General features: G+C 28.5%; 14 protein-coding genes. 8 read left to right on the plus strand and 6 right to left on the minus strand.

Features of this window, described 5'->3' with window-relative positions; all coding sequences use genetic code 11:
• Positions 1 to 83 precede the first annotated feature (83 nt).
• Positions 84 to 1,121 carry a quinone-dependent dihydroorotate dehydrogenase gene (locus tag DAD81_RS12475; protein WP_111708601.1) on the plus strand — a complete coding sequence of 346 codons (1,038 nt, stop codon included), beginning with the start codon at positions 84 to 86 and terminating at the stop codon, positions 1,119 to 1,121.
• On the opposite strand, the gene DAD81_RS12480 is transcribed toward DAD81_RS12475, so the two are convergent.
• Complete coding sequence (locus tag DAD81_RS12480; RefSeq protein ID WP_111708602.1) at positions 1,118 to 1,612, minus strand: GNAT family N-acetyltransferase; 495 nt, start codon at positions 1,610 to 1,612, stop codon at positions 1,118 to 1,120. The two genes, DAD81_RS12475 and DAD81_RS12480, sit on opposite strands and share 4 nt — an antisense overlap.
• Before the next feature lie 114 nt (positions 1,613 to 1,726).
• On the opposite strand from DAD81_RS12480, the gene DAD81_RS12485 reads away from it, so the two are divergent.
• The 7 genes from DAD81_RS12485 to bshC all read left to right on the plus strand — a co-directional run bounded on the left by DAD81_RS12485 (position 1,727) and on the right by bshC (position 10,303).
• Positions 1,727 to 2,590 carry a hydroxymethylglutaryl-CoA lyase gene (locus DAD81_RS12485; RefSeq protein ID WP_111708603.1) on the plus strand — a complete coding sequence of 288 codons (864 nt, stop codon included), beginning with the start codon at positions 1,727 to 1,729 and terminating at the stop codon, positions 2,588 to 2,590.
• Between the two features lie 347 nt (positions 2,591 to 2,937).
• On the plus strand, positions 2,938 to 4,080 hold the full coding sequence (locus DAD81_RS12490) for a hypothetical protein (protein ID WP_111708604.1): 1,143 nt from the start codon (positions 2,938 to 2,940) through the stop codon (positions 4,078 to 4,080).
• Between the two features lie 108 nt (positions 4,081 to 4,188).
• Positions 4,189 to 4,803 carry an FMN-binding protein gene (locus tag DAD81_RS12495; RefSeq protein ID WP_111708605.1) on the plus strand — a complete coding sequence of 205 codons (615 nt, stop codon included), beginning with the start codon at positions 4,189 to 4,191 and terminating at the stop codon, positions 4,801 to 4,803.
• Positions 4,803 to 5,294: a hypothetical protein gene (locus tag DAD81_RS12500; RefSeq protein WP_111708606.1), complete on the plus strand. Its 492-nt coding sequence runs from the start codon at positions 4,803 to 4,805 to the stop codon at positions 5,292 to 5,294. Before DAD81_RS12495 ends, DAD81_RS12500 begins: the two co-directional genes overlap by 1 nt.
• Before the next feature lie 57 nt (positions 5,295 to 5,351).
• Positions 5,352 to 6,860, plus strand: coding sequence for a bifunctional metallophosphatase/5'-nucleotidase (locus DAD81_RS12505; protein WP_111708607.1), 1,509 nt, complete (start codon positions 5,352 to 5,354; stop codon positions 6,858 to 6,860).
• 68 nt (positions 6,861 to 6,928) lie between these two features.
• Positions 6,929 to 8,398, plus strand: coding sequence for an IMP dehydrogenase (guaB, locus tag DAD81_RS12510; RefSeq protein WP_111708608.1), 1,470 nt, complete (start codon positions 6,929 to 6,931; stop codon positions 8,396 to 8,398).
• A 315-nt stretch (positions 8,399 to 8,713) separates the two neighbouring features.
• A complete protein-coding gene (gene bshC / locus DAD81_RS12515) occupies positions 8,714 to 10,303 on the plus strand; it encodes a bacillithiol biosynthesis cysteine-adding enzyme BshC (RefSeq protein WP_111708609.1) in 1,590 nt (529 codons plus the stop codon).
• Here bshC and DAD81_RS12520 read toward each other — a convergent pair.
• From DAD81_RS12520 to argS, 5 genes are all read right to left on the minus strand, one after another.
• Positions 10,300 to 10,569, minus strand: a complete 270-nt coding sequence (locus DAD81_RS12520; protein ID WP_111708610.1) for an EF-hand domain-containing protein — start codon at positions 10,567 to 10,569, stop codon at positions 10,300 to 10,302. The two genes, bshC and DAD81_RS12520, sit on opposite strands and share 4 nt — an antisense overlap.
• Before the next feature lie 14 nt (positions 10,570 to 10,583).
• A complete protein-coding gene (locus DAD81_RS12525) occupies positions 10,584 to 11,009 on the minus strand; it encodes a hypothetical protein (protein ID WP_111708611.1) in 426 nt (141 codons plus the stop codon).
• 20 nt (positions 11,010 to 11,029) lie between these two features.
• Positions 11,030 to 11,452, minus strand: a complete 423-nt coding sequence (locus DAD81_RS12530) for a hypothetical protein (RefSeq protein WP_111708612.1) — start codon at positions 11,450 to 11,452, stop codon at positions 11,030 to 11,032.
• A 168-nt stretch (positions 11,453 to 11,620) separates the two neighbouring features.
• Entirely contained in the window at positions 11,621 to 13,009 is a 1,389-nt protein-coding gene (gene lpdA, locus DAD81_RS12535; protein WP_111708613.1) for a dihydrolipoyl dehydrogenase, read from the minus strand.
• A 134-nt stretch (positions 13,010 to 13,143) separates the two neighbouring features.
• The gene (gene argS, locus DAD81_RS12540; RefSeq protein WP_111708614.1) at positions 13,144 to 14,919 is read right to left on the minus strand and encodes an arginine--tRNA ligase; all 1,776 of its coding nucleotides are present in this window, start codon (positions 14,917 to 14,919) and stop codon (positions 13,144 to 13,146) included.
• Positions 14,920 to 14,929 lie beyond the last annotated feature (10 nt).

Genomic DNA, 14,929 nt, shown 5'->3' on the forward strand with positions numbered 1-14,929 from the left:
GTCTACCTGAATTTATTTCAGAATGACGGGCTTCAAAACTTTTTAGGCAGTTTTTTTTACTAATTTTGCACAAATATTACCATATGTACAAAAGTATTATTCGTCCTTTATTTTTTCTTTTTGATCCAGAGAAAATCCATCATTTTATATTTTCATTAATAAAAACGCTTTCAAAAATCCCTGGTGTTTCTTCAATATTTAGAAGTTTATTTCAAATAAATGATAAAAAATTAGAACGTAAATTATTCGGCTTAACATTTAAGAATCCTGTTGGTTTAGCTGCTGGTTTTGATAAAAATGCAGTTTTATATAATGAATTGGGCAATTTTGGATTTGGATTTGTAGAAATTGGAACTGTAACCCCAAATGCACAAGAAGGAAATCCTAAAAAAAGAATATTTAGGTTAAAAGCAGACAATGGCTTAATTAATAGAATGGGTTTTAATAACGGTGGTGTAGAAGCAGCTATTGAAAAATTAAAACAGAATAAAGGCAAAATTATTATTGGAGGGAATATAGGTAAGAATACGGCTACAATGCCTGAAAATTATACAAAAGACTATTTAGAGTGTTTTAAAGCACTTCACCCATATGTTGATTATTTTGTTTTAAATGTTAGTTGCCCAAATGTTGGTAGCCACGCAAAACTTAATGATAAAGATTATTTGTTAGAACTGATTACGGCAGTTCAAAAAATGAATAAAACTTTTGATATTCAAAGACCAATTTTATTGAAAATTGCACCAGATTTAAATGAAATTCAATTAGATGAAATTATAGATTTGGTTGATGAAACTAAAATTGACGGTATTATAGCCTCAAATACCTCAGTAAACAGAGAAGGATTAATAGCATCTAAAGAACAATTAGAAACTATTGGTAACGGAGGTTTAAGTGGAAAACCAGTAAAAGATAGAAGTACAAAGGTTATTAAATATTTAGCTGAAAAATCGAACAAAGCATTTCCTATTATTGGTGTAGGTGGAATTCATTCAGCTGAGGATGCTCTTGAAAAATTGAATGCAGGAGCAGATTTGGTTCAAATTTATACTGGGTTTATTTATGAAGGCCCAGGATTGGTTAAGGAAATTAACAAGGCTATTTTAAATGATTTAAATTAGTTAACAGTTAATTCTAAGATAAAATCATCCATAATAAATCCATTTCCAATATCAGTTTTTACAGTATCGGTTTTAATAAATCCAAATTTGTGATACCATTTTATGGAATTGGAATTATACCTATTTACAGTTAACCATATTGTTTTAAAACCATTTTCTTTAGCAAACTTTATTGTAAAATTTAAAAGTTGTGCTCCAAAACCAGAACCTTTTTTATTCTGGTCCACATAAATTTTACTAATCATTAATTTTTTAGATTCAGGATTAGGAACTATACCTATATAACCAACAGGTTTAAGATTATTAGAAATTATATAATAGTCATATCCTGTATTTAATTGATTGGAAATGGCTTTAAAATTTTGAAATTTGTTAAGCATATAATCAACTTGTTCTTGTCCAATAATAGGAGTGTAGTGTGCATTCCAAATTTCAAAAGCTAGTTTTTCAACAGCTAATATATCAGTTTTATTAATTACTTTTTTTATCATGTAAAAACCTTTTTTGAAGAATTAAAAGTAAAAAGTAAATCCCAAATATAATAGCATTAATGTATTTAAATTGAAAGTAATTTATATCTATTCAATTTGTATATTTGGAGTTGTATGAATAAGGTGAAAATCATAGAATGTCCTAGAGATGCTATGCAGGGAATAAAAACTCATTTTATACCTTCAGAGGCAAAAGCGCAATATATAAATGCCTTATTAAGAGTAGGTTTTGATACTATAGATTTTGGAAGTTTCGTTTCTCCAAAGGCTATTCCTCAGATGAGAGACACATCTAAAGTACTTTCTTTACTAGATTTATCTAAAACAGAAAGTAAATTGTTGGCTATAGTTGCTAATTTAAGAGGGGCTCAAGATGCTTCTAAATTTGAAGAAATTAATTATTTAGGATATCCGTTTTCTATTTCTGAGATATTTCAAATGCGTAATACAGGAAAAACTATTGCGGAATCGGTAGTTATATTGAACCAAATTTTAGAAATAGCAGATAAAACTTCAAAAGAGGTAGTTGCGTATTTATCTATGGGTTTTGGGAATCCTTATGGAGACCCTTGGAATGTTGAAATTGTTTCTAAATGGACAGAAAAACTTTCAGAAATGGGAGTTAAGATACTTTCATTATCTGATACAATTGGAAGTTCTACACCAAATGATATAGGACATCTTTTTTCTAATTTAATTCCAAAATACCCAAATATTGAATTTGGTGCACATTTACACACAACACCTAATTCTTGGTTTGAAAAAGTTGATGCAGCTTACAAAGCGGGTTGTCATCGTTTTGATGGAGCTATTAAAGGGTATGGAGGTTGCCCAATGGCAAAAGATGAACTAACTGGTAATATGCCTACAGAAAAGTTAGTTTCTTATTTTAATCAACAAAAAGCCTATACAAATGTAAATGCAATGTGCTTTGAAAGTTCTTATAATGAGGCTTTAAAATTATTTAATTCTATTTAATAATCTAATCTTTTTTATTATCAAATTTAGGATTAAAACCTTGTAACTACATAATAGTAACTTTAGTTTCAAAAACTTTTTTCATTATTCTTGTTATTTCTGTAAAAACGGAATCCATTTTTTTGTGAGTACTCTTCCTAAGTTTGAATCACAACCGTTTATCTCTATAGAACTCTATTCTTTAAAAAAATATACACTTCAAATTTAAAAAGTTGTTTAATTATTGAATATATGACATCTGTCATACTATTTATAGTAATTCTAAATAAGCTATTGTTATGTTACTATAGTTACATATATTTGCTGCGTAATTTAAAATAAGTCTAAATAAGAATAACTAAGTAAACATGAAAAATTTAAAATTATTAGTAGTAGCATTATTAATTGCAGTAGTAGGTTACTCACAAGATCAACAAACAAATTTATATCAAAATTCGGGAAATAGATTATTAAACAACCAAACACAAAACGGAATTACAATTGGTGGTTATGGTCAGATTGATTATAATGAGGGAGATGGTTCTAAAGCTGGAAATTTAGATGTACATAGGTTAGTTTTATTGTTTGCCTATAAATTTAATGATAAGGTTAGTTTTTTAACTGAAGTTGAATATGAACATGTTAAAGAAGTTTATGTTGAACAAGCTTTTGTAAAATATAGAGCTACTGAGAGTTTAAATGTTTTAGCTGGTTTAATGCTTGTACCCATGGGAATTGTTAATGAATTTCACGAGCCAACAACTTATTATGGTGTGGAACGTCCAAATGTTGATAAGTATATTGTACCAACAACATGGAGAGAATTAGGAATTGGGGTTTCAGGAAGAATTGATAATGCCTCTTTAAAATATCAAGCATATTTATTTAATGGATTTAAATCTTTTGGTGATGGAGCAGGAGTATTAAGAGGATCAGATGGTTTAAGAAAAGGTCGTCAAAAAGGAGCAGAATCTGTAATTAACTCTCCAAATTTTTCTGCTAAATTAGATTATTATGGAATTAGAGGATTAAGGGTAGGTTTGTCCGGTTATTTTGGAAATACGCAAACAGATGATGCTTTAGTAGATGATTCTACTGTTGGTGTTTCTATGATTGGATTAGATGCCAGATATAAATATAATAATCTTGAATTAAGAGGCCAATATATAAATACAAGTTTATCGGATACCGAAGAATATAATTTGTTAACTGGTAAAGATTTAGGTTCTAAAATGAATGGTCTTTATGGTGAAGTTGCTTATAGTTTTGATTTGAAAGGTGTTGAAAAATTAACTCCTTTTTTAAGATATGAGAAACACAATACACATGCAGAAACTGAAGGAAGTTTAGTTGCAAATGAAGCATATGATAGAGATGAAATAATTTTTGGATTAAATTATAAAGTTGCAAACGGTGTAGCCTTTAAAGCTGATTATCAATTAATGAACAATGCTCTTTCAGGAAGTGATACATCAAAACAGTTTAATGCAGGTGTTGCAATTTGGTTCTAATTTAATATTCAGTTTTATGTCATATTGAGTTTATTGAAATATTTTAAGTTCGATAAGCTCAATTTGACAATTATTTATTTAAAAAATAGTATTATTACATTTCAATTTATGAAACGAGCATGCGAAAAAGTTTATTCTTCAAAAGAAACGATAAATAGTAAACAAGATGTATTTGTTGGGAAAAAAATATATGAACACATGAAAAAAGTAATTTTTATAGCGGTTTTATTGGTTGTTTTTTCTGGATTTAAATCTTTAAATAGAGTAGATAAAATAATAGCTAAGGAAATTAAAGAGGTTTTTGAAATTGAGAATTTTAATAAAGAGATAGTTGAAATTCCAATTGAAGTAAATTCTTCTTTACCTGTAAAAATATCAGAAACAAATTTTTATAAACTGACTGCAAATCAAGAATATATTGGTTATTATTATTTCGGGCAGGCATATGGAAAAGCTGATTTTTTCGATTTTATTGTAATTTTGAATAAAGATTTAATAGTTTCAAAAGTAAAAATTATTACCTACAGAGAAGACCATGGAGGAGAGGTTGGAAGTAAGCGTTGGCTTAAACAATTTATAGGTACAGATTATAATCAAGAGTTAAAATATCAAAAAGATATTGCTGCAATATCAGGAGCAACAATATCGGCAAAATCAATGACAAATCAGGTAAACAGATTTCTGAAGACAATAAGTATGTTACATAACAAAGAGCTTTTATAATGGAATTTCATGGTTTAATTCACTTATTTCCAAGAGAAGTAAAAGTTGTTATTGCTGCTTTTATTTTAACACTTAGTATTGGGTTTTATGGAGGTTTAAGTTTTGTAAGATCAACAACATCAATGTCTTCAGACGGAATTGAAACCCGCTACTTGGGTAATGAAGATGATGAGAACGCTGATGTTATGAAATTTAAAAAAAGTAAAGGAGAGATTCTTACTGTAGTTCATAATCATATTCTTTCTTTGTCTGTAATTTTCTTTTTATTATCATTAATTCTTTCAACAACTTCAATAAATAAAAAGCTTAAGTACTTTTTAATGATTGAGCCATTTTTTTCATTGGTACTTACCTTTGGAGGTATTTATTTATTATGGAGTGGTATTATTTGGTTTAAGTATATAGTTGTTTTTTCTGGTATATTAATGACACTTAGTTTTGTATTGGCTACTATTTCAATATTACACCAGCTTTTCTTTTCAAAATCATAAAGTAATTTTTAGTTTTCTAGAATTATCTTGTATTTTTAAGGTTCAATAAATTGAATCATGAAAAAAATCACTTTTTTATTATTTTGGGTTTCACTTATTTTGATTTCTTGTACAAAGAAATCTGAAACTATCAATTTTACTTTTATTCAGCTAAATGATGTTTATGAAATAGCACCTTTAGAAGGAGGGAAGGTTTGTGGAATGGCTAGAGTTGAAAAATTACATAAAGATCTTTTAAAAGAAAATCCAAATACGTTTATGTTTCTTGCAGGTGATTTTTTAAATCCGTCGTTATTAGGAACTTTAAAATATAAAGGAGAACGCATTAAAGGACGCCAAATGATTGAAGTTATGAATGCTATGAACTTTGATTTAGTGGCTTTTGGAAATCATGAGTTTGATTTAAATGAAAGTGATTTACAAAAAAGATTGAATGAATCAACGTTTCAATGGATTGCAACTAATCAAGTTCATAATGTAGGAAATTTGACAGAACGATTTGCAGTTATTAAAAATGGTAAAAAAGTTGAAATACCTAAGACTGTTACTTTTAATGTTAAAAACAAAAGTGGGAATTCAATAAATATTGGTTTTTTTAGTGCTTGTTTAAATTCAACACCTAAAGATTATGTTGATTATGGAGATTTTTATGAGTCAGCAAAATTTGCATACAATAGTTTAAAGCCAAAAACAGATATTGTTTTTGGACTGACTCATTTGGCAATTGAACAAGATAAATTGGTTGCTCAAATGTTACCAGAAGTACCCCTAATTATGGGAGGTCATGAACATTTAAATATGTCGGTTCCTGTTGGGAAAGGCAAAATAACAAAGGCAGATGCAAATGCAAAAACTGTTTATGTTCATAGAATTTCATTTAATACCAAAACCAAAGAAACTACAATAAATTCTGAATTAGTTCCTATAACTCCAGAAACAGGTGAGGATGAGAAGGTTGCAGGAATTGTTCAGAAATGGAATATACTTTTAGATGATAAAATTAAAGAAATTTTACCTGATCCTAATGAAGTTATTTATGTGGCAAAAGAACCATTAGATGGTAGAGACACTCCTGTAAGAAGTAAACAAACTAATTTAGGTGCAATTATTACAAAAGCAATGGCTTATAGTTTTAATAATGATGTTGATTGTGCTATTGTAAATGGAGGTTCCATAAGAATTGATGATCAATTATTTGGAGATATTACTGGGATTGATATTTTTAGAGTATTACCATTTGGAGGTGAAGTATTAAAAGTAGAACTTAAAGGAAGTCTGCTAAAAAAAGCATTAAATTATGGTCGTTTAAAAGCAGGTAAAGGGGCTTATTTACAAATGTATAATGTTAATTATGAGAAGGATAATAAAAAATGGTTGGTAAATGAAGTTGAAATAGTTGACAGTAAAATTTACAAAGTAGCAGTAAGTGATTATTTAATGAAAGGATTTGATATTCCATTTTTAAAGCCAAGTAATAAACAAGTTATAAAAGTTTATAAAAATAATGGAGGTGATTTAGCTAAGGATATTAGAAAGGCTATAATCAGTTACTTACAAAACTTATAAGATAATTTTAGGTATTTAATTTAAATAGTCTAAATTTGCACGCAATTAATTTCTAAGTTGATTGCACCATGATTTCAGACACTTCAAAATTTGTAGGAGAAGGATTAACCTACGACGATGTACTATTAATACCAGCATATTCGGAAATACTTCCAAGAGAAGTAAATATTCAAACTAAATTTTCAAAAAACATAACTATAAACGTGCCAATTGTTTCGGCAGCGATGGATACTGTAACCGAATCGGAAATGGCAATTGCTATGGCTCGAGAAGGAGGAATAGGTGTTTTGCATAAAAACATGACTATTGAAAAACAAGCCAATGAAGTTAGAAAAGTAAAACGTTCAGAATCAGGAATGATTTTAGAACCTGTTACAATAACTAAGGAGGCTACTGTTTCGGAAGCTAAAAGTATCATGAAGGAGTATGGTATTGGAGGTATTCCTGTTATAAATGGAGAAGGAACACTAATAGGAATTGTTACAAACAGAGATTTAAGATTTGAAGGTAACAATTCAAGAAAAATAGAAGAAGTAATGACTTCTAAAAATTTAGTTACTGTTTCTAAAGGAACTTCTTTAAAACAAGCCGAAATTATATTACAAGATAATAAAATTGAGAAATTACCTGTAGTAGATAAAAACTATAAATTGGTTGGTTTAATTACTTTTAGAGATATTATAAAAGTAAGTGAAAACCCAAACGCAAATAAAGATACTTACGGGCGTTTAAGAGTTGCAGCAGCTTTAGGAGTTACGGGTGATGCTGTTGAACGCGCAGAAGCCTTAATTAAAGCTGGTGTTGATGCATTAATAATTGATACAGCACACGGACATACAAAAGGTGTGGTTTCAGTATTGAAGAAGGTAAAAAGTAAATTTCCTAATACAGATATTATTGTAGGAAATATTGCTACAGGAGCTGCCGCTAAATATTTAGTTGAAGCAGGAGCAGATGCCGTAAAAGTTGGAATTGGACCAGGTTCAATTTGTACAACACGTGTAGTTGCAGGAGTTGGGTTTCCGCAATTATCTGCAATTTTAGATGTTGCTGAAGCTTTAAAAGGAAGTGGAATACCTATAATTGCTGATGGAGGTATTAGATATACCGGTGATATTCCAAAAGCAATAGCAGCTGGAGCAGATACAGTTATGTTAGGTTCATTATTAGCTGGTACAAAAGAATCTCCAGGTGAAACTATTATTTTTGAAGGTAGAAAGTTTAAATCTTATAGAGGAATGGGATCGGTAGAGGCTATGAAACAAGGTTCTAAAGATCGTTATTTCCAAGATGTAGAAGATGATATTAAAAAATTAGTACCTGAAGGAATTGTGGGGCGTGTACCTTACAAAGGCGAAATAGGTGAAACAATGCATCAATTTATTGGTGGTTTAAGAGCCGGTATGGGATATTGTGGAGCTGTAAGTATTGAAGCTCAAAAAGAAGCTCAATTTGTGAAAATTACTTCAGCAGGGATGAGAGAAAGTCATCCGCATGATGTCACTATTACCAAAGAAGCGCCAAATTATTCAAGATAGTATTTGAAACATATTATAATAAAAAAATCCAGTGTTATACTGGATTTTTTGTTTTATGAAACCTTAAATGTTCTATAGTTTGTTTTATTTAAAAAATTAAACTAAAAATATATAAGTCAAAATAAATTTTCCTTTAAGTTGAAGTTTTAGGTCCTAAAGTTTAATGTAAATAAAAAAATAGTTAAAAATTTGTTAGATGTTTTAGTTACTACCGACGAAGCATTTAATTTTACTATTTTTATAAAATAATAGGAAGTTACTATAATTAGTAAAGAAACATATTTAAATCTTATTTAAAAGAATTAATAAATTTTAATGAAAATACATACCATACCATTTCAAGAAACAGGTTATTTTTCTAGTTTAATAGGTGATTATTTAAATAAAGATGGAAAAATAAGTGATTTTTACGGAAATTTTCCAGACATAGTAGGTTTTAAAAATCAAATAAAACTTAAAGAAAATTTTCTTTCTGAAAAAAGGGAACAATTGGTTAATACACTTAATAAACAATGCAAAAGCATAAATTTAAGTGAGAAATCGCAAAATAATATAGACGCTTTAATAAGTAGTAATACATTTACAATTACTACAGGGCATCAATTAAATATTTTTACAGGGCCACTTTATTTCTTGTATAAAATTGTTTCTACAATAAATTTAGCTGAGCAATTAAAAACTGAATTTCCTGAAAATAATTTTGTCCCAGTTTATTGGATGGCAACTGAAGATCACGACTTTGAAGAAATAAACTACTTTAATTTTAAAGGTAAAAAAGTTGTTTGGGATAGAGCTAGTAGTGGAGGTGTAGGAAGGTTAGATACAGAAGGTTTTGATATTGTATTTGAATCTTTTTCTGAAGAATTAGGAAACTCTAACAATGCGAAGTTTATTAAAAATTTATTTAAGGAAGCTTATCTTCAACACAAGAATTTAACTGAAGCTACACGATATTTGGTAAATAAACTTTTTGGACAATACGGTTTAGTAATTGTTGATGGAGATGAAAAAGAATTAAAAAAACAATTTTCTCCAATTGTAAAAGATGAATTATTAAATAAAACCTCTTTTGCAGAAGTATCTAAAACTAATGAAAGGTTAGGTGAAAATTATAATATTCAGGTTAATCCAAGAGAAATTAATTTATTCTATTTAAAGGATAATCTTAGAGAACGTATAGTTTTTGAAAAAGAATTATATAAAGTTAATAATACAAATCTTGTATTTTCAGAAGATGAAATTATTAATGAATTGAATAAATACCCAGAAAGGTTTAGCCCTAATGTAATAATGAGGCCAGTTTATCAAGAAACAATTTTACCAAATTTATGTTATATTGGTGGAGGTGGAGAATTGGCTTATTGGTTTCAATTAAAGGATTATTTTAATAAAATTGACACTCCGTTTCCTATATTGTTACTTCGTAATTCTGTGTTGTTGGTATCAGAAAAACAAGTAATAAAATTAAAAAAGCTGAATGTTTCAATATTTGAGTTATTCAATAAACAAGAGTTATTGGCTGATAAAAAAGTAAAAGAAATTTCTAATATTAAGATAGATTTTTCTGAACAGAAAGAAGCTTTAAATAAGCAATTTGAAAAATTAAAACAAATAGCAAAGTTAACTGATGCTTCTTTTATTGGAGCCGTGTTGGCACAAGAGAAAAAACAAATTAATGGCTTAGAAAAATTAGAAAAAAGACTTTTAAAAGCTCAAAAAAGAAAATATATTGATACACTAGACCGGTTAAAAATAATTCAAGATGAATTGTTCCCAAACCAAAGTTTAGAAGAGCGTACTAGAAATTTTTCAGAGATTTATTTAAATTTAGGAGAAAAATTAATACCAATGATATTTGATTCTTTAGAACCATTAAAATTGGAATTTACAATAATAGAATATTAATCTTTAATCTCTGCAACAGCTTTTTTAAACTCTTTCCAACTAATTAGCCCGTCGCCATCTTTATCATATCCCTCAATTAATTTTGTAGAGACAAAACCTCGTATAAATCCATTAATTTCTGCTTGTTTTAATAAATTTACAATTTCAGTTTTAGATAACTTTCCACTTCCTTTTTTATCAAAAAAGTTAAAAGCATCTTCAGGAGAATCAAATTGATTGGTTATTAATATTTGAATTTTCTTTAAAATTTTCTTTTTAGAAGCCATTTTATAAATGTTTATTAAATTGTTTTAAGAGGTAAAGAAAGCGTATTTAAGTTAAAAAGAATTGTTTCAACCTTTATAGTTTTAATTTTATCTGCTTCAGATTCGTTTAGTTCAAAATCAATTTCTGTATAATATATATTAGTACCTTTTATTTTATTTGATTCAATATCTGTATTATCAGAATTTAATTTAAGAATGTCATTTTTATTAAAATTAAAGGAAAGGGTACATCCAATTCTTTTAATTTTAACAGAAGTATCACCAATAATTATAGTTTTTAAATAAGGGAATCCTCCAAGTTCTTCAATATCCACATATGCTATATTACTTTCATTTAATGCATATTTTGTACCACCTTGAAAATCGAGTTTATCTAGTGTTTCTAAATTTACAATAGTTGGAGTTTTTGATTTAAATAATTTTGAAATTGAGAATGCCATTTTATTTTATAAAATTAAAATTAGTTATTATGATATGCTGAGTTGTGGGCTAATTCATTTCCACATGCTTTGCATTTTTCAGCCGATCCAGCACCTCCTGGGCAACCATTACTACAAGTATAATGAAATACTCCTTGAGCATTCTGAATTGGTGAAGGAGCTGTTGCATTTAGGTTTTCATTTTCAATTGGTATGTTACTTTTCACTTTTAACGGACCATTTTTTAATAAATCGTTATTGTGAAAAGCTTGATTGTGCACATACGGTGTTTTGCAAGTAGGACAAATTGCTTGAACATCTCCACCGCTATTTTCACACTTATTGGCACAAATATAATGTTTTTCTTTTTTTACAATTTTTCTAGAATTTGTTTTAGGTTTTTCCTCTTTACAAGAAATAATTAGAGTAAATACAAGCAATAAAAATATTTTAAATGTTTTCATAAATTGTTGTTATAATTTATAGGGAAAAAAAATTATGTTCAAATATAATAAATTAATTTTTTTATCTATACCAACTTTATATATTCTATAAAGTTACTTGATTATTCACTTTAAATAAAAAAGCTCAAACAACTAAGTTTGAGCTTTTTAATGTATGTTTAATTAATTTTATAAGTGAATTACTTCATCATATGCGGCAGCAACAGCTTCCATTACAGCTTCACTCATAGTTGGGTGAGGGTGAATAGTTTTTAACACTTCGTGTCCTGTAGTTTCTAATTTTCTACCTAAAACAGCCTCAGCAATCATATCAGTTACACCAGCACCAATCATATGACAACCTAACCATTCTCCGTATTTTGCATCAAAAATTACTTTAACAAAACCGTCTGGAGTTCCAGCTGCTTTTGCTTTTCCTGAAGCAGAAAAAGGAAATTTACCAACTTTAATTTCGTAACCAGCTTCAATCGCTTTGGCTTCAGTTAAACCAACACTTGCAATTTCTGGAGATGCATAAGTACATCCAGGAACATTTCCGTAATCTATTTTTTCAGTATGTAAACCTGCAATTTTTTCTACACAAGTAATTCCTTCAGCAGAAGCAACATGTGCTAAAGCTTGTCCAGGAACAACATCACCAATTGCGTAATAACCAGGTATGTTAGTTTGGTAATAATTGTTTACTAATATTTTATCTCTATCAACAACAATTCCAACATCTTCTAATCCAATGTTTTCAATGTTAGATTTTATTCCAACTGCAGATAAAAGGATATCTGCTTCTAAAATTTCTTCTCCTTTTTTTGTTTTTACAACAGCTTTTACGCCTTTTCCTGAAACATCAACTGATTCAACAGAAGAATTGGTCATTACTTTAATTCCAGATTTTTTTAGTGAACGTTCAAATTGTTTTGAAATATCAATATCTTCAACAGGAACAACATTTGGCATAAATTCAACAATAGTAACATCTGTTCCCATTGAATTGTAAAAATGTGCAAATTCTACACCAATTGCACCAGAACCTACAACAATCATTTTCTTTGGTTGTTTTGGTAAATTCATTGCTTGGCGATATCCAATAACTTTTTTACCATCTTGTGGTAAATTAGGTAATTCACGTGAACGAGCACCTGTAGCAATAATAATATTGTTGGCACTATATTCAGTTACTTTTCCATCAGCATCAGTAACATCAACTTTTTTACCATTTTTAATTTTTCCAAAACCGTCAATAATATCAATTTTGTTCTTTTTCATTAGGAATTGAACTCCTTTGCTCATTCCTTCAGCAACACCACGACTACGTTTAATAATAGCTTCAAAGTCTTTATCAATAGCTTCTGCTTTTAAACCATACTCATCAACATGTTTTAAATAATCATAAACTTGAGCACTTTTTAATAAAGCTTTTGTAGGTATACATCCCCAGTTAAGACAAATTCCTCCTAAATGCTCTTTTTCTACTACTCCAACTTTAAATCCAAGTTGAGATGCTCTAATTGCAGTAACATATCCTCCAGGACCACTTCCAATTATTAAAATATCGTATTTCATGTTTTAAATTTTATTTTTTATAAATAATTGCTGATTTAATACAGCAAATTTAATTATTTTTTGCGTGAATTAGTTTGAATATATCTCAATTCTTTGACTGTTAAATTTTTAATTCTTTAAAATTTTCACAAATCCTACATTCTTTCAGGTACATCAATACCTAATAGACGAAAAGTTGTTTTAATAATTACAGAAACTTTTGAAGAGATTTGAGTTCTAAATATTTTTTCATTTTCATTTTCACATCCTAAAATAGGAACTGTTTGGTAAAATGAATTATATGTTTTTACTAATTCATAAGAGTAATTTGCAATAAGTGCAGGACTATGATTTTGAGCTGCATTTTGAATTACTTCAGGAAACAATTGTATTTGTTTTATTAATTCCTTTTCTTTTTCGTGTAAAGAGAATTGATCAGAATTTAATGTAATGCTATAATCAAAATTAGCTTTTCTTAAAATAGACTGTATTCTTGCATATGTATATTGTATAAAAGGACCAGTGTTTCCAGCAAAATCTACAGATTCTTCAGGATTGAATAAAATTCGTTTTTTAGGATCTACTTTTAAAATGTAATATTTTAAAGCACCTAAGCCAATTGTATTGTAAAGTTTTTCTTTTTCTTCGTTAGAATAACCTTCTAATTTTCCTAGTTCTTGTGAAATATCACGTGCGGTATTTGTCATTTCAACCATTAAATCATCAGCATCTACAACAGTTCCTTCTCTCGATTTCATTTTACCGCTTGGTAAATCTACCATTCCGTAAGATAAGTGATATAAGTTTTTAGCCCAATCAAAACCAAGTTTTTCTAATATTAAAAATAGAACTTTAAAGTGGTAATCTTGCTCATTACCAACAGTATATACTAGTTCTTGTAATTCAAAATCTTTAAAACGTTCAATTGCAGTACCAATATCTTGCGTCATATAAACGGCAGTTCCATCTGAACGTAAAACAATTTTCTCATCCAATCCTTCATCGGTAAGATCTATCCATACAGAGCCATCTTCTTTTTTATAAAAGATGCCTTTTTCTAAACCAGTTGCAACAACATCTTTACCTAATAAATAGGTGTTACTTTCAAAATAGTTTTTATCAAAATCTACGCCTAAGTTTTTATAAGTTATATCAAACCCATCATAAACCCATTGGTTCATTGTTTTCCATAAAGAAACAACTTCATCATCTCCAGATTCCCATTTTCTTAACATGGCTTGAGCTTCTAATAAAATTGGAGCTTCTTTTTTAGCTTCTTCTTCTGTTTTTCCTTCTGAAATAAGTTGAGTAATTTCTTTTTTATATTCTTGATCGAATTTCACATAATAATTACCAACTAATTTATCTCCTTTTAGTCCGGTACTTTCAGGAGTTTCTCCATTTCCAAAACGAGACCAAGCCAACATACTTTTACAAATATGAATACCACGATCATTAATAATTTGAGTTTTGTATACTTTTTTACCTGAAGCTTTAATAATTTCAGCTACAGAATAACCTAATAAATTATTTCTAATATGGCCTAGGTGCAAAGGTTTATTAGTGTTGGGTGAAGAATATTCAACCATTACGGCTTTATCATTTTCATTTGGTGAAATAATTCCAAAATCTTTTTGATTATTTATTGAATTAAAGTCATTAATAAAATAAGAATCAGAAATAACTAGATTTAAAAAGCCTTTTACAACGTTAAAATCGGCAATTTCTTCAACATTTTCTTTTAAATATTCTCCAATCTGAGTTCCAATCTGTACTGGATTTCCTTTTACATATCTCAAGAATGCAAAAACTACTATGGTAATGTCTCCTTCAAAATCTTTTTTAGTTGCTTGAAATTCAACAGATTCAATGTCGGTTTTAAAAATTTCTTTAAAAGCTTTTTTAACCGCTATTTCTAAATTGGTTTGCATATTTTTTCGC

Source organism: Lutibacter citreus (assembly GCF_003260195.1).
GTDB lineage: Bacteria > Bacteroidota > Bacteroidia > Flavobacteriales > Flavobacteriaceae > Lutibacter > Lutibacter citreus.

Excerpts from the sequence above, each read along its gene's own strand:
- DAD81_RS12495 (WP_111708605.1), top strand. The coding sequence starts at position 4,189 with ATGAAACGAGCATGCGAAAAAGTTTATTCTTCAAAAGAAACGATAAAT.
- DAD81_RS12500 (WP_111708606.1), top strand. The coding sequence starts at position 4,803 with ATGGAATTTCATGGTTTAATTCACTTATTTCCAAGAGAAGTAAAAGTT.
- guaB (WP_111708608.1), top strand. The coding sequence starts at position 6,929 with ATGATTTCAGACACTTCAAAATTTGTAGGAGAAGGATTAACCTACGAC.
- DAD81_RS12530 (WP_111708612.1), bottom strand. The coding sequence starts at position 11,452 with ATGAAAACATTTAAAATATTTTTATTGCTTGTATTTACTCTAATTATT.
- DAD81_RS12525 (WP_111708611.1), bottom strand. The coding sequence starts at position 11,009 with ATGGCATTCTCAATTTCAAAATTATTTAAATCAAAAACTCCAACTATT.
- argS (WP_111708614.1), bottom strand. The coding sequence starts at position 14,919 with ATGCAAACCAATTTAGAAATAGCGGTTAAAAAAGCTTTTAAAGAAATT.
- DAD81_RS12490 (WP_111708604.1), top strand. The coding sequence starts at position 2,938 with ATGAAAAATTTAAAATTATTAGTAGTAGCATTATTAATTGCAGTAGTA.
- bshC (WP_111708609.1), top strand. The coding sequence starts at position 8,714 with ATGAAAATACATACCATACCATTTCAAGAAACAGGTTATTTTTCTAGT.
- DAD81_RS12520 (WP_111708610.1), bottom strand. The coding sequence starts at position 10,569 with ATGGCTTCTAAAAAGAAAATTTTAAAGAAAATTCAAATATTAATAACC.
- lpdA (WP_111708613.1), bottom strand. The coding sequence starts at position 13,009 with ATGAAATACGATATTTTAATAATTGGAAGTGGTCCTGGAGGATATGTT.
- DAD81_RS12485 (WP_111708603.1), top strand. The coding sequence starts at position 1,727 with ATGAATAAGGTGAAAATCATAGAATGTCCTAGAGATGCTATGCAGGGA.
- DAD81_RS12505 (WP_111708607.1), top strand. The coding sequence starts at position 5,352 with ATGAAAAAAATCACTTTTTTATTATTTTGGGTTTCACTTATTTTGATT.
- DAD81_RS12475 (WP_111708601.1), top strand. The coding sequence starts at position 84 with ATGTACAAAAGTATTATTCGTCCTTTATTTTTTCTTTTTGATCCAGAG.
- DAD81_RS12480 (WP_111708602.1), bottom strand. The coding sequence starts at position 1,612 with ATGATAAAAAAAGTAATTAATAAAACTGATATATTAGCTGTTGAAAAA.